This is a genomic window from Nostoc sp. XA010 (genome assembly GCF_020829625.1).
Taxonomy (GTDB): Bacteria; Cyanobacteriota; Cyanobacteriia; order Cyanobacteriales; family Nostocaceae; genus Nostoc.
This window is the reverse complement of the sequence record NZ_JAIVFX010000034.1, coordinates 32,850-50,113: the sequence shown is the minus strand read 5'-3', so window position 1 is coordinate 50,113 and position 17,264 is coordinate 32,850. Positions and strand designations below refer to the sequence as shown.

Below are 17,264 nucleotides of genomic sequence, written 5' to 3'. Positions count from 1 at the left end.
ATTTTCACGAGTAGTAATAACAAGCAATCTAACCTTGTAATGGCAAGACAGTAATTAACCCAGAAAATCTTGCAAAATCACTTGTATTGTGAGTAAGTAACTGAGGAATACCATAAACTAGCATCGTAGCGACAATATTTGCATCATGAACTTGCTTCCCACCGCTAGGAATTTCCTCCATGAGTGTCAGTAACCTTTCTGTCACCTGAGAACTATCTTCAGCCACCCGAAAGCGGTTATAGAAATAGCGGAGATCCTGAATTACTATTGCAATGGGTAGTAGGTTGGCAAATTGTTGCGGACGGGTAAGGGTAGCCAAATATTCCCGCAACACTTGTCGGCTAATCCACAAGTCAACCCCTGCATCATAAAAATCTTGGATAGCCTCCATAGCAGCTTGGTGAAATGGAGACTTAATCTGACTAGCGTACACCAGGATATTTGTGTCTAGAAAAACAGGATTACCGCCCCCAATCACCATACATATCCTCACGTCTTAAAGAAAGATTTTCAGGCCAAGGCCCATAATTATGCACAGGAAAGTTTAGAGGAGGACGCTTTTCTTTCCTCTCTGCTTCCTCAGCCAAAGGCTTTTCATCAATTACTATTACCACTTGATGTTCACCCTCTGGAATATCCAATGGTAACTGCGCCGTAATCTTACCATCTTTGCTAACTGTGGCAATTGTTTCTATACTTTTCATCTCATTCCTCCTTAATCAATCCATTACAGCTAACACAGCTTTCGGCAACAACTTATCTTTAAACCAAACAATTCTGGCGGGGACATCATCTAATTTTACTCCCGCCTTTTCTAAATTAAGTCGTTCGGAAATTGCCAAAATTAAGTCATCACGTCCAGCCCGCCGCACTTGAGAAAACTTCTTTTGTAAATATTCTGGTCGCCAATAACCAACAATTTCTAACAAAAAGGTGCGTCCATCAGCATGAACTAAGCGAAAATCGGGAATCATCACACTACCGGGAATCGGTATCAAATCAACTTCTCGCTCTAACGCCCAACCACTTTTTAACGCATCCCACTTATCAGCAAAGGATGCTTCTAGCATACTATCGTAGGGCTTGCCTGGTGGATAGTGGGATACCAAACCACATTCTGAATTGAGAGTGAAACGTCCAGTTTTCCAACTATTTGTATAAGCGTCACGGGTTTGGAGAATGGACGAAAGACTCCATTTAGTAACGTGAAGTAAAGCCGGAATAAGTTTAGCGATCGCTAACCCATATCGTGTACTAGGATTAAACAAACTCGTTGGGCCATCAATGGTAATTGTAAACCCGTGGTCAGCATCACCTTCAATATAAGCCATTAATTGAAACAACTTCAAATAGCGAAATAACAGCTTATATTCACCCGGAACATTCCGATGAGCATTTAATACAAGTTGACTGGCTTTATAAAATACACCCTGTACCTGAGATAAGTTATATCTATTTAACACATCTGGCGCTGTTGGTGCATCAAAAACAGTCAAAATTTTATTTTCAGCTAAATCAGCATACAGTCCATTCCGAACCTGTTCTAATAAAACTTCCCGCTCAAGTTCTTGAGTTAACTCATCAGCAACTTTACTCAAAGTAACTTGTGTTGATTCTCGACTAGAAACCGATTTTGCAGCCAACGAAAACACCCGTTCTCTTAACATTTGTGGTTCTAAAGGACTAACCACCTCAAAAGTGCAAAAACTGCTTTTGAGAATATAAGCTAACCCTCGCTTCACCCGATAATCTGTAGAATCTCCTTCAAAATCAGTCAGTTGCCGCTCAAGCACACCTTGAGTCTTCCCCACTGCTGATTGAAAATAATTAATTAACTCAATCGCCAACTCCGAAGTTCCCCGATCAATCTTCAGTCTCTTCGGAATGATCTCCTCTCCGTTTTGGCGATGCATCAGTAAATCTGTCGGTAACATCTGCTGAATTTTGGATTTTAGATTTTGGATTTTGGATTGAATAATTAATCTCTAACTGTTCCGCAGCCTTCAAACTCCTTTCCTTCCCACTCCCATACACAACCTGTAACTTCCCTTTCTTCTCCCCTTGTCCCCTTGTCTCCTTGTCCCCTTGTCCTCTTATCCTCTCCCCTCTCCGCCTAGCCGAAGTCCCCTCCTCACTCGTATCCTCCGCCACCACTTCATACAAAATCGCCTGCTTATTCTCAATATTCCCCTTCCGTAAAATCCTACCCAATCGCTGAGTATACTCTCTAGCCGAACCCGTTCCCGATAAAATAATCGCTACAGAAGCCGCCGGCACATCAACTCCTTCATTCAACACATGAGAAGCAACCAAAGTATTATATTTACCCTCTCGAAACTTTGTTAATATCTCATGCCGTTCTTTCACAGGAGTTTGATGAGTAATTGCCGGAATTAGCAACTCTTGAGAAATGCGATAAACCGTCGTATTATCAGCAGTAAAAATCAAAATTCTTGCTGGATAATGTTCTGCCAATAAATCAATTAGAATTCGCAATTTACCATCAGTACCCAAAGCGATATCTTTCGCTTCTCGATGCGCTAACATCGCCCTACGTCCAGATTGCGATCGCGCGCTCATTTGCACGAACATTTGCCAACCTTGAAGACTCCCCAAAGAAATCTTTGATTGCTTCAAAAAGTCATTGCGGGTTTGAATTAACTGATTGTATCTTTCCCGTTCAAGTTGCGATAACTTTACCTTAATTTGAACAATTTCATGCTCTGCTAACGCCTTCCCCGCCAAATCTTCGGCGCGTTTGCGATATACTTCTTGACCAATGAGGATATTTAACTCAGCGTGTTTACCATCGGTGCGTTCTGGTGTAGCGGAGAGTCCTAGGCGATAAGGTGCGATCGCATATTCAGCAATCACCCGATTAAAATCTGTGGGTAAATGATGACATTCATCAAAAACAATCAAACCATATTGATTTCCCAACGTCTCAGCGTGAATTGCTGCACTATCATAAGTTGCAACGAGAATAGCTGTTCTATCCCGCGAACCACCTCCCAGCAATCCCACCTCAGCATCGGGGAAAGCCGCTACTAAGTGTGCATACCACTGATGCATTAAATCTAAAGTTGGCACGACAATTAGCGTCGTGCGCGGTGTTGACTGCATCGCCATTTGCGCCAAATAAGTCTTTCCCGCCGCCGTGGGAAGCACAACAACCCCTTGTCTACCCGCCAGTTTCCAAGCTGCTAGCGCTTCAGTTTGGTGGGGATAGGGTTCCATTTCCAGACTGGGAACCAAATCTACAGGATAAAATTGCTTGGCCTCATCGATAAAATTTACATCTTCCGCTTGTAGTGCTTCCACTAGCGATCGGTATCTAATTGCGGGAATGCGGAATTTTTCAACTCTATCATCCCATGTAGCATAATCCATCCAACCTTTGCCGCGTGGTGGTGGATGCAAAATTAATGTGCCGCGATCAAAATTTAATGTAGGAGTACGAGCCATGAGTATTGGGCATTGGGGATTGGGCATGGGGGATTGGGGATTGGGCATTGGGCATTGGGCATTGGTAATTTTTCCATGTGCTTATGCCCCATTCCCTAGTCTATTGATTACTAATAACGCAAAAAGTGCATGATTCATCCAAGTAACTCTGGCAAAACCTAACTAGATACGCTCGTTAGTAATGGAATCTATGAGCGAGAAACCAACAATAATCTTGCTGAATTATACAAGGAACAACGACAAGCCTTTCTACTGAAACGGCCATAATTGCAGCCGCCGATTATGTTGATTGTTTGCTTAACTTTAATCTCTTTTTCTATTTACACAAGTCACAATTAGAAGAAAAAGATACGATTTTAAATTCGGTATTTTAGTACAATTAATCAATTCTATTTATCAAAACAGAATTCAGGAGTCAGGAATCAGAATGGGCTAAACGCCCCGCTACCGCTAACAGAATGATTTTTGTGCAACTGGCGGATGAATTAAAGAACTTTTTGAAGCAAGTTGTCAGCTTTTGAAGGATAAACACTTATTGGAGATATAGGACTCATATTTGATTTTTGAACAAAACTCAGTACACCTTTATTCCTTCTTCCCAGTCCCCAGTAAAGAGTCCCTTACCTCTACGAGTGATTCAGAAATCAAAGACGCTCGATAGCGCAGCGTTAGCGACGCAGGAGCGTCTGACTCGCTACCGCTTCGCTATCGGATTGCTATACGAGGTTTAATTAAGATTAAAGGCAAATGAAAAATGATAACTTAATATACTAAAATAAATTAACCTAAAAAATTAATATATCTATGCTTTTTGATGGAGGCTCAAAAAGCATAGATATATAATTAGAGCGACAATTATCAGGTTATTGACCTGTATTAAAAGTAAGTTTTATTACTTTAGATAGATTCACAGTAACTAACCACTTAAAGGTGTATTTTTCCGATGCATAATAAATGTTTAGCGATGTCTACAACGGGCTACGCCAACGCATTGTCTAGCTGATTTTGGGAATAATCCTTTAGCTAGCTAGCTGCATACAAGGAGAAGCCACATTGAAAGGAACACGTTCCCTTCTAGCGCCCTATGCTGTGACATTATTAGCTGTTGGTAGCGCATTGCAACTAACACTATTGCTACAGCCACTACTAAAACCAACTATTTTTCTGCTATTTTTTCCTGCCGTAGCGGTTAGTACTTGGTATGGGGGTATGAAAGCAGGGTTACTAGCTACTGCTTTGTCTACTTTAGCCGTCAGCTTCTTTTTCTTAGAGCCAGTGTTTTCGCTCTTTGTTGATAATCTTAACAGCATAGTGCGGTTAGGCTTATTTATGCTGGTAACAATACTTATCAGCTTGCTCACCTCAGAGTTACGCACTGCTAAACAACATCTTCAAATGAGTTTGCAGAAGCTACAGGTGAGCGAGGCAAAATTTAGAAGGTTGGTAGATTCCAACATTATTGGGGTAATTGTAGCCAATATGGACGGGGCGATGCCTACGGCGGGCTACGCCTACGCAGAAGCTAACGATGCTTTTTTAACAATGGTAGGTTATTCGCAAGAGGATTTGCTAGGAGGGCTTCGATGGCGCGACATCATACCACCAGAATATATTGAAGCTAACAACAGTGCTATCGCAGAACTCACAACCAAAGGCGTGTGTCAGCCCTTTGAGAACGAATACATCCGCAAAGATGGTAGCCGTGTTCCCATCCTGTTAGGTTGCGCCTTATTAGAAAATAATCCAGAGCATGTTATCTGTTTTGTACTTGATTTAAGCGAACGCAAACAAGTAGAAGCAGCACTGCGCCAACAAGAAGATCAACTCCGCCTGATTACAAATGCTGTACCTGTCCAGATATCCTATGTTGATAACGAACAGTGTTATCGCTTTAATAATAAAGGATATGAAGACTGGTTTGGAATTCCTACTGCAGAAATTTATGGTAAACACATTAGAGAAATTGTCGGAGAATCAGTTTATGAGTCAATTCTTCCTTATATAGAAAGGGTACTTTCAGGAGAACAAGTAACTTACGAAACCCAAGTACCCGATAAAGATGGCACAAACCATTACGTGAATGTCACTTACGTTCCCCAGTTTAGTCAGCAAGAAAAAGTTGAAGGATTTGTTGCCCTAATCACAGATATTACACTTTACAAGTTAGCAGAAGCAGCTCTTAAACATAGCGAAAAACGGTTAAGGACACTCACAGAAAAAGTCCGCGTGATTCCTTGGGAGGTAAATGCTACTACCAATAATTTTACCTATGTAGGGCCGCAAACCGTTGATATTCTTGGCTATCAATTGTCAGACTGGTACACCGATAATTTCTGGGCAAAACACATGCATCCAGAAGATCAGGAGTGGGCTATTCAGTATTGCCAAGAGTCTTCTTTATTACTGAATAATTACGAATTTGAATACAGAATGCTGGCGGCTGATGGCAGAGTCGTATGGTTGTATGACATTGTTAATGTGGTGCGGGATGAGAATGGGCCGCAACTATTACATGGATTCATGATTGATATTACCGAGCGCAAGCAAGCAGAGCAAGAACGTGAACAATTGCTTGAGCGCGAACAAGCAGCACGAGCCGATGCAGAAGCTGCAAACCGCATGAAAGATGAATTTCTCGCCACACTCTCCCACGAACTCCGCACACCCTTAAACGCGATATTGGGTTGGACGCAGCTACTTAGGAATCGCAAGTTTGATGAGACTACTACTAGCCGGGCACTAGAGACAATCGAGCGTAACACTAGATCCCTAGCTCAACTAATCGAAGATGTCTTAGATGTTTCGCGGATTATTAGAGGCACACTGCATCTAAATATTCATCGGGTAAAACTTGTACCACTTGTAGAGGCAGCAATCGATACTGTGTACCCAGCAGCCCAGGCCAAAGAGATTAGCATCAACTGTAAATTCGACCCGGAATTAGGGGTAGTTGTGGGTGATGCCAACCGCTTGCAACAAGTTGTGTGGAATTTGCTCTCCAACGCTGTTAAGTTTACACCCAAGGGGGGAAGAATTGATGTGCAATTGGAGCGCATTGAATCCTACGTGCAAATTCGGGTGAGCGATACAGGAGTAGGAATTGCTGCCGAATTCCTGTCGCATGTATTTGAACGCTTCCGTCAAGAAGACAGTTCGATCACGCGATCGCATGGTGGATTAGGATTAGGGTTAGCGATCGTCCGCCACTTAGTAGAATTACACGGCGGCACAGTCTCTGCCGAAAGTCCAGGAATTGGAGAGGGGGCGACATTCATTGTCAATTTGCCAATGAAAGCCGTCTATGTAGAGGCTAATACCGCAGAGCAGCTTTCATCTGTTGGAGATACCCAAGACGCTAACAATTACCTGCCAAAGCTAGATGACTTACGGGTGCTGATTGTTGATGATGAGGCCGACGCGCGTCATTTGCTCACCATGATTCTGGGACAGTATGGGGCCCAAGTCATGGCTGCTCCATCTGCAAGTGATGCACTGCTTGCCCTGCAAGAATTTCGCCCCCATATACTGGTGAGCGATATTGGTATGCCACAAGAAGACGGCTACACACTAATTCGTCAAGTCAGGGCGCTACCAGCAGACCAAGGTGGGCGGATTCCAGCAGTAGCGCTGACAGCCTATGCTAGGGCAGAAGATCGCACGCAAGCTCTGTTAGCAGGCTTTCAACTCCATGTCCCCAAACCAGTCAATCCGGGCGAGTTAGCAGCCGTAATTGCCAACCTTACCGGACGTACTTGAATAGTTTAATAAAAATTAGGACTAGCCTTGTCAAACGTAGGAACAATAGCTGTTTTTTATCTTATGAAATTGCTAGTAGCAGCTTATACTTAGGTTGTTTCAATTTCTTGTGGCTCAACAGGTGGTTTTGACACAACAGGTGGTTTTGGCACAAGATTTACGTGAGATGTAGGAGGTTTACCAGTAGCATCCTTGACTTTGGGAACGCCACTAACAGGGATATCTGCACCTTCTGTGGAAGTACCTCCTTTATAGCTTTCTTCTTCTTCTTCGGTAAGCTCCCTGAGAATACCTAATTCTAAAATTTTAATAACCATTCGTAAAACCTCTAAAATTAAAACTTACATAAAAAATGTATAGCAAATACATTGATATATCAATAATGTATGTTTAACTTTTTTTAAACGCACTATGATCTGTATAAACGCCCTGCGATTTTGGAATCTTGTGGTCAACTTCTAATAAATACGTCGTTTTCACGGAAGAACATACCGCAGTGACAGAAGTAACTGTCCAGCGCGAGAAATGGAGAATTCCCCATATTTATGCTGCCAACTCCCATGATTTATTTATGGCGCAAGGTTATATCCACGCCCAAGACCGATTTTGGCAAATGGATTTTTGGCAACACATTGGTTCTGGGCGACTGTCAGAAATGTTTGGTTCCTCTCAGGTAGAGACTGACAGATATCTGCGGACTATGGGTTGGGCAAGGGTGGCACAGCAAGGAATTCAAGAAATGAATGCAGAGATAAAGGCATATCTGGAAGCTTATGATGATGGTGTAAATGCTTAACTAAACTGTATTGCGCTATACATCCAAAATCTTGAGTCTACCGAGTTAGACTTTAGCTGAAAGCCAAAGAACTTTAGTTCCAGGCGGGTGAGTCAAGCCTTCAGTTAAGCTATTTCTAGGTTTTATAAAATATTAGTTTTAATTCATCCTTGTAGTCAGTAGATTGCAACCTAAGATGATGAAATTACTGAACCATTAGCTAGATAACAGAGGCTATATTCAGTTTTCAAGGATATAAGTGTATCTACTATTGATTATGAATCAGCCTACAATAAAATCTTGGCAAGAAGTTCTCGCTACATTTAAAAAAATCTGGGGTTATGAAGATTTCCGTCCGCCACAAGGAGAAATTGTCAGCAGTTTATTAGCAAAAAAAGATGCGCTGATTATTATGCCTACAGGTGGAGGAAAGTCAATTTGTTTTCAACTTCCCGCGCTACTACAAACAGGATTAACTTTGGTAGTTTCGCCCTTAGTGGCGTTGATGGAAAATCAAGTTCAGGAACTATTACAAAGCAATCAAAAAGCAGCACTTTTGCATAGTGAATTACCTTCATCTCAACGCCGTGCAACTCTGCAAGCTTTAGAACGTCAACAGCTAAGATTGCTTTATTTGTCCCCAGAAACTTTGCTAAGTGCGCCAGTGTGGGAGAGATTATGTCAGCCGCAATTGCAAATTAATGGCTTAATTTTGGATGAAGCTCATTGTTTAGTGCAGTGGGGAGACACGTTTCGTCCAGCTTATCGCAGATTAGGGGCTGTGCGTCCGGCATTGCTAAAATCAAAACCACCAGGAACAAAAATCAGCATCGCCGCTTTTACCGCGACTGCTGACCCATTAGCCCAAAAGATTATTCAAACAGTTTTACAATTACAGCAACCAGAGATTTTCCGTTTAAACCCCTACCGTCCAAACTTGCATCCCAGCGTTCGCATTGCTTGGACACCACGAGGTAGAAAACAACAATTATTAAAGTTTATTCAAAATAGACCGCAACAATCGGGGTTAGTTTATGTTCGCACTCGGAGAGATAGCGAAGATTTAGCCCAATGGTTAGCAGAGATGGGTTATGCAACAGCTAGTTATCATGCAGGATTGGGTGCAACCGAACGCCGTGAAGTAGAAGCAAGCTGGTTAGGTGGCAAAATTCCTTTTGTTGTGTGTACCTGTGCGTTTGGTATGGGGATTAATAAAAGTAATGTCAGGTGGGTTGCCCATTTTCACGCGCCACATTTGTTATCTGAATATGTGCAAGAAATTGGCAGGGCTGGAAGGGATGGGAAACCGGCAGAAGCGTTGACATTGGTAAGTGAACCTACGGGATGGTTAGATCCAGAGGATAAGCAAAGACAGGAGTTTTTTCAAGAAAAAATGCGATCGCAACAGCAAATAGCGCAGCAACTTGTGAAAAAATTACCTAAACAGGGAGAAGTGAATGCAGTAACTCGACAATTTCCCGAAGGTGCAACGGCGCTAGCTTTACTCCATAGCAGTGGTCAGCTAAACTGGCTTGATCCTTTTCATTACATCATTGAGCAAAAAGCCGGAAATCAGCCACCGACTCAATTACACGCTGCTAAACAGATGCATCAATACCTGACAACTAAGCAGTGTCGTTGGCAGTTTTTGTTAAATGCCTTTGGTTTTAACAAAGAAGCTGCTAACTTGCGTTGCGGACATTGCGATAATTGCCGTCAATGAGTATAAAAGACTCGTTCACGAGTATCAAAGGTGGATGAATGGAGCTAAAAGCCTCGTTCACGAGGATAAAAGGTGGATGAATGGAGCTAAAAGCCTCGTTCACGAGTATCAAAGACTCGTTCAGGAGATAAATACCTTATCCCTTATCCTCCAATGAGGTTCACCCAATAGGATGAATTGTCATTTTCACCACTAAGTGACAATAGGGAAGTCAAGTAGAGGATGAAAATATGTCATCTGCTCAAGCGCCCTCCACACCACCACTCATTCCGCGCGAAATTCTGTTTGGGAATCCCGAAAAAACCAGCCCGCAACTCTCGCCTGATGGCAAGTACTTGGCATATATCGCCCCCGATGAGAAAAATGTCTTGCAGGTTTGGTTGCGAACTGTAGGACAAGAAGACGACCAGATACTAACTGCCGACAAAAAGCGCGGTATCCGCATTTTCTTCTGGACTTATAACGCCGACCAGTTGATTTATATGCAGGACTCGGATGGCGACGAGAACTTTCACCTCCACTTGGTTAATATTCACTCCAAGATTGTGCGTGACTTAACGCCATTCCAGGGTGTAAAAGCCGAACTCGTGGAACTGGAACCCAAATTTCCAGAGCAAGTGCTGGTAGCTTTGAACTTGAACAATCCCCAAAAGTTTGACGTTTACCGCATCAACTTAAAAAATGGTGCTGTGGAGTTCGACACTGACAACCCCGGTAACATTATCAGTTGGACATCTGACGCTGATTTCCAAATACGGGCAGCGACAGCTAGCGCACCGGATGGTGGTTACGACCTCTTATTGCAGAAACCCGATAAACAGTGGGAAATTCTTCGCCACTGGGGGTCAGAGGAAGAAGGGAATTCCGTAAGTTTCTCGGCTGATGGTAAAACCCTTTATATTCAAGGGAATCACGATGCTAACGCCAAACGTCTGCTAGCTGTTGACTTAGACACCCGTCAAGAAACTGTCATTGCTGAAAACCAGCAGTATGATGTGGTGGGGATAATCATTCAGCCACTGACGCGAGTTATCCAAGCAGTTTCTTTCTACAAAGATAAACAGGAATGGCAAGTAATTGACCAGAGTATCGCCGCAGATTTTGAGGAAATTGCCAAGGTACGTCCTGGAGAATTCTCTGTAATTAGCCGCGACTTGGAAGATAAAACTTGGCTAGTAGCTTATAGAACTGACGATGGGCCAGTTTATTACTATGCCTACAACCGAGAGTCAAAAACTAGCACCTTCCTCTTTAGTAACCAACCCAAACTCGAAACGTTGCAGTTAGCTTCAATGCAACCGATTTCTTACGAAGTGCGGGATGGCTTAACTATCCACAGTTATCTGACAACCCCTGTAGGAATACCTACTCAGAATCTACCAACAGTATTATTGGTTCATGGCGGCCCTTGGGCGCGGGATACTTGGGGTTTTTCTCCCACAACGCAATGGCTAGCTAACCGGGGTTATGCTGTTCTGCAAGTAAACTTTCGCGGTTCCACTGGCTACGGTAAAGCATTTTTGAATGCTGGAAATCGAGAATGGGCTGGCAAAATGCACGACGATCTGATTGACAGCGTGAACTGGTTAGTGGAAAAAGGCATTTCCGACCCCCAAAAGATTGCGATTATGGGCGGTTCTTATGGAGGTTACGCCACTCTAGTAGGGTTAACTTTTACACCAGAAATCTTTGCGGCTGGTGTGGATATTGTGGGGCCGAGTAACCTAATTACTTTGATAGAAACTATACCGCCTTATTGGGAACCATTAAAGGCAATGCTTTATCATCGTGTCGGTAACTTAGAGACAGAAGAGGAATTTTTGAAATCGCGATCGCCTTTATTCTTTGCTGACCGAATTCAAAAACCTTTACTTATCGGTCAAGGTGCAAATGATCCGCGAGTGAAACAATCAGAAAGCGATCAAATTGTCAATGCAATGCAGCAGGCTGGTTTGCCAGTACAATATGCACTTTACACAGATGAAGGACATGGTTTTGCCAGACCAGAAAATCGGCTACACTTTTTTGCGATCGCAGAAGAGTTTCTTGCCAAATACTTAGGCGGCAGATTTGAACCTTTAGCAGATATCGCTGGTCATTCAGGAATTGTTAAATAAAGTCTCACGCATGGTGGTTAGTGTCATTCACTGACCACCTTTTGGCTTAAGTTGACACACATGGGCAATACCGTGTTCCTACAAACCTTTGTGTTCATCTGTGGTTAAATATTTTTTCTGTACTTTATCCATAATCAGGAAAACTATAGTGACACAAGAAGCTGAGGATATCCAGAAAGAGCAAGAAGCGTTTTCCTATAAGGCTTTGACTCCCAGACAACAGAAGCAGCGATTAACAGAACTGGCAACGGTGTTTTTACGACTGGGGACGATCGCTTTTGGTGGTCCTGCTGCCCACATCGCCATGATGGACAATGAAGTGGTGAATCGCCGTCAGTGGATGAGCCGGGAGAAACTGCTAGATTTGCTAGGAATTACGAATTTGATTCCAGGCCCCAACTCGACGGAATTAGCGATTCACATTGGCTACGAACGAGCGGGATGGCGTGGGTTACTGGTTGCGGGTAGCTGCTTTATTCTACCTGCGATGCTGATAGTTTGGGCATTAGCCGCCATTTATGCTCGCTATCAAACTGTCCCCCAAGTGGAATGGCTGCTCTATGGAATTAAACCTGTAATAATTGCGATCGTGATTCAGGCTGTCTGGAATCTGGGGAAAAAGGCAGCTAAAGACGTGCCGACGATCATTGCAGGGATAGCAGGAATCGCAGCGTATTTAGCTGGATTGAACGAAATTTTGGTGCTGATTTTACTAGGTATCGCTGTCATGCTAGTGAAGAATTGGCAAGCTAGAGGACACACAAGTGGAGCATTCCTATTACCTATTTCAGGTATTCTGGCGCAGGTTAGTAGTACAACAGCAGCAGTTACATCAGTCAGTTGGATTAGCGTCTTTGTCTTTTTTCTCAAAATTGGATGTGTTCTCTATGGCAGTGGTTATGTGTTGCTGGCATTTCTGCAACGGGATTTGGTCGAGCGCAACCAGTGGCTGACATCACAGCAGCTTTTAGATGCTGTAGCGATCGGGCAGTTTACACCAGGCCCTGTTTTTACCACCGCAACCTTTATTGGGTATTTGCTAGCAGGAAATGCTGGGGCAATTGCTGCTACAATTGGCATTTTTTTGCCAGCTTTTGCGCTGGTTTGGGTAGTTAATCCTTGGGTTCCTAAGTTACGTCAATCTTCTTGGGCAAGTGGATTTCTGGATGGTGTGAATGCGGCTTCTCTCGGATTAATGGCAGGAGTAACTTACACATTAGGACGAGCAGCGCTAGTGGATTGGTTAACAATTATCGTAGCAATTGTGAGTGCGATCGCTGTGTTTAAATTCAAAATAAATTCGACCTGGTTAGTATTGGTTGGAGGAGCAATCGGATTGGCTTCACGCATATTATTAGGTTAAAAATAGCCATAGAAAAGTAGTTTTAAATTTTTTGTTTACGGCTAAATTTTAACTTTTTGCTTTGGACTTATTCGGTAATTATCTGACTTTCCAAGCTTGGAGTAATTACTGTTATCATAAGTTGTACATTCGATCACCAAATCTGGATACTGCTCAGAGAGTAGTATCTTTGATTAGTTCATATAGCTTACTTGAAAAGACTAATCTAGCATACGTTGACCTACGAAATGCTAATCTCCAAAGAGCAAACTTAAGTGGTATTAATTTTCATGGAGCTAATCTCGAAGGAGCAAACTTACAAAATACTAATCTGAGGGATGCCAACTTGAGCAGAGCTAACCTTCAAAAGGCAAATCTTCAAGGAGCTAGACTGTGGGATAGAAACTTAACATATTCTAATTTACAGGGAGCAAATCTGAGTAAAGCTAGTTTGTGGGATGCAAATTTAGGTGGAGCCAATTTGAAAGGAGCCAATTTAGAAGGATGTTTTGAAAGATATGTTCATTCGCTCATCAGACCAGAGCAGAAAGTAAATTCGCATACAGAAAGAAAATAAAGTTTTATCTATGAAATGCTAAAATCATTTCTTCTTGCTGCCAATGGGGGTAATTTGAGATGCTAGTACTTCGATCGTTACATGGGGCAAATCAAACCCTTCCAGACTATACCTATCCTCTTCCCCTTCAGGCATGGGGTAATATTCTACAATTGTTACATGTTACAACATTCCCTCGCTTCAGATTGTATTCTGGTAAGTCTTGCGCTAAGGCAACTTGAGAGAATAGGGGGTGCTGTCTTTTCATAAGTTGGCTCCTTGATCTGCCACTAAGGTAACAAATTTACTTATATCGTTTACCACAATTTAAAGAGTTAAAATACTGAGTTAAACGCCATTAATCCCTGGCAGGCACTCACCAATTGCTTTCTCCAGCATTAAGTACTTGCTCTGCGGTTAGCTGTAATTCTGAAAAAATAGTAGAAGCGATCGCACTGTTTCCTGTAAATCTGGTTTCTTGAGCGATCGCATTCAAGTTTTCAATCTAAAGGAAATTCAAGTCGCCGATTTTTCTAAAATTTAGTAGGAAAACACTAGAACAGCATCTACAACTCAGTAAACTTCATCATGAGTGCCGATATCAATTAGCAAAATTTCCTCTTCACCAGATTCTATATTTTGCACAAAGTTAAAGACAATGCGACAACCATAATCCACTGAACACGCCCAAGCTCCAGACAGTTTGCCTTTAAGCTTATGGGTCTGCAACAGTGGATCAAATGGATCGGCGGTTAGTAGTGCTAACCGCTCTTCAATTCGCTCTTCTAATTCTGGCTGTCGTCTTACCAATCGCTTAAACGCCCGTTTAAACGATGATGCCAGAACTACAGTTCTCACTTGCGTAACTCATCCATTATTTGAGTAACTGTTCCACGGAACACTTTACCTGCCTGGTATTCAACCTGTGCTTGAGCGATATTAGCAGCAATTTCAGAACGCCGCCGTTCTGCTAACCGATGACGTATCAGATCAATTAGTGCTTCTTGTTCATCTACTGATAAATTCTCGATGCTTTCTAGAACTTGATCTAACCTGGAGACTGAGGTCATTATTTATTGTTACCTTCTTTGCAGTACATAACTATTACGTATGCCTAAAATTGCTGCAAAAACCGTAAATCACTAGCATACAAGCGACGAATATCATCGATTTGGTGTAACACCATTGCAAAGCGTTCTACACCAAAACCCGCAGCAAACCCAGTATAAACTTCTGGATCATAACCCACAGACTTAAGTACATTTGGATCGACCATACCGCAGCCCATTACCTCCAGCCAGCGACCATTCCACTGCAAATCCACTTCAGCAGAAGGTTCAGTAAACGGGAAATAACTGGCGCGGAAGCGAATTGGCAAATCGCCAAATATTGCTTGTAAAAATACTTTAATTGTGCCTTTGAGGTCTGTAAAAGTTAGTCCCTCGTCAATGGCTAAAAGTTCTATTTGATGGAAAACTGCCGAGTGAGTAGCGTCTACATTATCTCGCCGATAAACTCGCCCTGGAGCCACAACCCGAATCGGTGGTTCTTCTCTTTCCATGTAACGAATTTGCACTGACGAGGTATGAGTGCGTAAAAGATTACCATCTGGCAAATAGAAGGTATCTTGCATATCACGGGCGGGGTGGTCAGGCGGGGTATTAAGAGCCTCGAAATTATAATAATCTGTTTCCATTTCTGGCCCTTGAGCCACGGTGTAGCCCATACCAACAAAAATATCCAGTGCCCGGTCGATAATTCCATTGAGGGGATGAATGCGACCTTGGGGACTGTAAATTCCCGGCATAGTTACATCAAGAGTTTCCGCCTCTAGCTGTACCTGAATTTGCGCGGCTTCCAGGGCGACGCGTTGCTGGTCTAGACTAGTTTGCAAGGATTCTTTGACTGTATTGGCGATCGCTCCAATTTTTGGTCGTTCCTCTGCACTCATCTGCCCCATACTTCGCAACAATGCCCCCAGTTCCCCTTTTTTACCCAGATAGTTAACTCTGAGTTCCTCCAGACGTTCTAAGGTGTCGGCGGCTGCGATCGCTTTTTCTCCTTCTTGCCGCAGTGCTAAAAGTTGAGCTTCTAAATTGCTAGTCATTAGTTATTAGTCATTGGTCATTAGTCATTAGTCATTAGTCTATAGTCAAAAGCTGTGAGTTGCTCGATAAATCAACTTACAGCTATGCCATTAAGCTGTTCGTCATCTAGTTTGACAGGGCTATCTAAGGCAGCAAACGGGTTCAGGCGCTAAATTATCAAATTTAGATGCACGTCAGCTTAGTACAGCTTGGCATAAATTCAGGTAACATCTCAATATCCAGCTAACATACACATTAATTAACTAGACAAGGAGCTTTTTGCCCCTTGTTAAAGGTAGGCAAACTTCCGCCACAGTGTACTAGTGAGTGTGTATGGTTTTTTGCTACTTGTGACCTCAGACATTGACAAATGGCTAATAACAAATAACAAATAACTAATGACCAATGACCAATGACTAATGACTAATGACCAATGACTATGAAATTACTAATTAGCAACGATGATGGCATTTCTGCCTTGGGGATTCGTACCCTAGCTAACTACTTGGCAGAGGCAGGTCATGATGTAAGTGTAGTTTGCCCAGATCGAGAGCGATCGGCAACTGGACACGGGTTAACTTTACACCAACCCATTCGCGCCGAAATTGTTGAAGGGATTTTTCATCCTGCTATCAAAGCTTGGGCTTGCGATGGTACGCCTTCAGATTGCGTCAAGTTGGCGCTTTGGGCATTGCTAGATACTCCTCCCGATTTGGTTCTGTCTGGCATTAATCAAGGTGCGAATTTGGGAACTGAAATCTTGTATTCCGGTACTGTTTCTGCGGCAATGGAAGGTTTAATTGAAGGCATTCCCAGTGTAGCACTGAGTCTTATTAGTCACACCTCTAAAGACTTTCAACCTGCTGCTAAGTTTGCCAAAATTCTCGTAGACCAGTTAGCCCAAAAACCTCTGCCAGATTTAATGTTGCTCAACGTCAATATTCCTGCGGTCAAATGGGAAGAAATTGCCGGAGTTACTCTTACCCGTCAAGGGCTACGGCATTACATTGATGTGTTTGATAAACGAGTTGATCCTCGTGGAAAAACGTACTACTGGTTAACCGGAGAGGTAATTGAGGATGTAGAACCTCCAACCGGATTAAATCTGCCTCAAAATGTACCGTTAGATGTGCATGTTGTACGTAAAAACTACATCAGTATAACCCCGTTACAATACAATCTTACTTACGCAGATGCGCTAAATAAATTGTCTGAGTGGGAATTCAATTTTCAGTGAATCATTTGATTTATCAGGATAAAACTAGAGTTATTCAAATGCATCACAGAAAAATTTAGGCTATAACGTAGGGGCACTCTTGAAATAACCGATACACATCCACCCGAAAAACTGGAAAATTCTACTTGAGAGTATTTCATTCACATTTACACAATCAGCCAGAAACAAGGTATGCTGTTTTACCAAGAAATCCTCCCTTTAGCAAA

14 protein-coding genes and 1 pseudogene are annotated in these 17,264 nt (G+C 42.7%); 7 read left to right on the top strand and 8 right to left on the bottom strand.

What is annotated here, in order from left to right:
* Positions 1 to 28: 28 nt before the first annotated feature.
* Genes LC608_RS29740 through LC608_RS29725 form a run of 4 tightly spaced genes read right to left on the bottom strand, consistent with a single transcriptional unit; the run spans position 29 to position 3,465 of the window.
* Positions 29 to 481 carry a PIN domain-containing protein gene (locus tag LC608_RS29740; protein WP_229557005.1) on the bottom strand — a complete coding sequence of 151 codons (453 nt, stop codon included), beginning with the start codon at positions 479 to 481 and terminating at the stop codon, positions 29 to 31.
* Positions 462 to 704: a hypothetical protein gene (locus LC608_RS29735; protein WP_229557004.1), complete on the bottom strand. Its 243-nt coding sequence runs from the start codon at positions 702 to 704 to the stop codon at positions 462 to 464. Before LC608_RS29735 ends, LC608_RS29740 begins: the two co-directional genes overlap by 20 nt.
* 15 nt (positions 705 to 719) lie before the next feature.
* Complete coding sequence (locus LC608_RS29730) at positions 720 to 1,934, bottom strand: DUF790 family protein (protein WP_229557003.1); 1,215 nt, start codon at positions 1,932 to 1,934, stop codon at positions 720 to 722.
* The gene (locus tag LC608_RS29725; RefSeq protein ID WP_229557021.1) at positions 1,864 to 3,465 is read right to left on the bottom strand and encodes a DEAD/DEAH box helicase; all 1,602 of its coding nucleotides are present in this window, start codon (positions 3,463 to 3,465) and stop codon (positions 1,864 to 1,866) included. The genes LC608_RS29730 and LC608_RS29725 overlap by 71 nt, the downstream gene beginning before the upstream one ends.
* Positions 3,466 to 4,518: 1,053 nt before the next feature.
* Here LC608_RS29725 and LC608_RS29720 point away from each other — a divergent pair.
* Positions 4,519 to 7,221 carry a PAS domain S-box protein gene (locus LC608_RS29720; protein ID WP_229557002.1) on the top strand — a complete coding sequence of 901 codons (2,703 nt, stop codon included), beginning with the start codon at positions 4,519 to 4,521 and terminating at the stop codon, positions 7,219 to 7,221.
* A gap of 89 nt (positions 7,222 to 7,310) precedes the next feature.
* Here LC608_RS29720 and LC608_RS29715 read toward each other — a convergent pair whose 3' ends face one another.
* Entirely contained in the window at positions 7,311 to 7,538 is a 228-nt protein-coding gene (locus LC608_RS29715) for a hypothetical protein (protein WP_229557001.1), read from the bottom strand.
* Positions 7,539 to 7,723: 185 nt separating this feature from the next.
* Here LC608_RS29715 and LC608_RS29710 point away from each other — a divergent pair.
* The 5 genes and pseudogenes from LC608_RS29710 to LC608_RS29690 all read left to right on the top strand — a co-directional run.
* Positions 7,724 to 8,014 (top strand): annotated as a pseudogene (locus tag LC608_RS29710) (penicillin acylase family protein); the annotation flags it as partial.
* A gap of 259 nt (positions 8,015 to 8,273) precedes the next feature.
* Positions 8,274 to 9,719: an ATP-dependent DNA helicase RecQ gene (locus LC608_RS29705; RefSeq protein WP_229557000.1), complete on the top strand. Its 1,446-nt coding sequence runs from the start codon at positions 8,274 to 8,276 to the stop codon at positions 9,717 to 9,719.
* Between the two features lie 230 nt (positions 9,720 to 9,949).
* Complete coding sequence (locus LC608_RS29700; protein WP_229556999.1) at positions 9,950 to 11,836, top strand: S9 family peptidase; 1,887 nt, start codon at positions 9,950 to 9,952, stop codon at positions 11,834 to 11,836.
* Positions 11,837 to 11,984: 148 nt separating this feature from the next.
* Positions 11,985 to 13,199, top strand: coding sequence for a chromate transporter (locus LC608_RS29695; RefSeq protein WP_229556998.1), 1,215 nt, complete (start codon positions 11,985 to 11,987; stop codon positions 13,197 to 13,199).
* 169 nt (positions 13,200 to 13,368) lie between these two features.
* Positions 13,369 to 13,755 (top strand): pentapeptide repeat-containing protein, encoded by a 387-nt coding sequence (locus LC608_RS29690; RefSeq protein WP_229556997.1) that lies wholly within the window; start codon positions 13,369 to 13,371, stop codon positions 13,753 to 13,755.
* A 552-nt stretch (positions 13,756 to 14,307) separates the two neighbouring features.
* Here LC608_RS29690 and LC608_RS29685 read toward each other — a convergent pair.
* Genes LC608_RS29685 through pheS form a run of 3 tightly spaced genes read right to left on the bottom strand, consistent with a single transcriptional unit; the run spans position 14,308 to position 15,841 of the window.
* Entirely contained in the window at positions 14,308 to 14,592 is a 285-nt protein-coding gene (locus LC608_RS29685; protein WP_229556996.1) for a type II toxin-antitoxin system YafQ family toxin, read from the bottom strand.
* Complete coding sequence (locus LC608_RS29680; RefSeq protein ID WP_229454704.1) at positions 14,589 to 14,804, bottom strand: hypothetical protein; 216 nt, start codon at positions 14,802 to 14,804, stop codon at positions 14,589 to 14,591. The genes LC608_RS29685 and LC608_RS29680 overlap by 4 nt, the downstream gene beginning before the upstream one ends.
* Positions 14,805 to 14,848: 44 nt before the next feature.
* A complete protein-coding gene (pheS, locus tag LC608_RS29675; protein ID WP_012407694.1) occupies positions 14,849 to 15,841 on the bottom strand; it encodes a phenylalanine--tRNA ligase subunit alpha in 993 nt (330 codons plus the stop codon).
* Between the two features lie 419 nt (positions 15,842 to 16,260).
* On the opposite strand from pheS, the gene surE reads away from it, so the two are divergent.
* Positions 16,261 to 17,058 (top strand): 5'/3'-nucleotidase SurE, encoded by a 798-nt coding sequence (gene surE / locus LC608_RS29670; RefSeq protein WP_229557020.1) that lies wholly within the window; start codon positions 16,261 to 16,263, stop codon positions 17,056 to 17,058.
* Positions 17,059 to 17,264 lie beyond the last annotated feature (206 nt).

Bases quoted from the DNA above. Each gene is read 5' to 3' on its own strand.
- LC608_RS29740 (WP_229557005.1), bottom strand. From the start codon at position 481: ATGGTGATTGGGGGCGGTAATCCTGTTTTTCTAGACACAAATATCCTG.
- LC608_RS29735 (WP_229557004.1), bottom strand. From the start codon at position 704: ATGAAAAGTATAGAAACAATTGCCACAGTTAGCAAAGATGGTAAGATT.
- LC608_RS29730 (WP_229557003.1), bottom strand. From the start codon at position 1,934: ATGTTACCGACAGATTTACTGATGCATCGCCAAAACGGAGAGGAGATC.
- LC608_RS29725 (WP_229557021.1), bottom strand. From the start codon at position 3,465: ATGGCTCGTACTCCTACATTAAATTTTGATCGCGGCACATTAATTTTG.
- LC608_RS29715 (WP_229557001.1), bottom strand. From the start codon at position 7,538: ATGGTTATTAAAATTTTAGAATTAGGTATTCTCAGGGAGCTTACCGAA.
- LC608_RS29705 (WP_229557000.1), top strand. From the start codon at position 8,274: ATGAATCAGCCTACAATAAAATCTTGGCAAGAAGTTCTCGCTACATTT.
- LC608_RS29700 (WP_229556999.1), top strand. From the start codon at position 9,950: ATGTCATCTGCTCAAGCGCCCTCCACACCACCACTCATTCCGCGCGAA.
- LC608_RS29680 (WP_229454704.1), bottom strand. From the start codon at position 14,804: ATGACCTCAGTCTCCAGGTTAGATCAAGTTCTAGAAAGCATCGAGAAT.
- pheS (WP_012407694.1), bottom strand. From the start codon at position 15,841: ATGACTAGCAATTTAGAAGCTCAACTTTTAGCACTGCGGCAAGAAGGA.
- surE (WP_229557020.1), top strand. From the start codon at position 16,261: ATGAAATTACTAATTAGCAACGATGATGGCATTTCTGCCTTGGGGATT.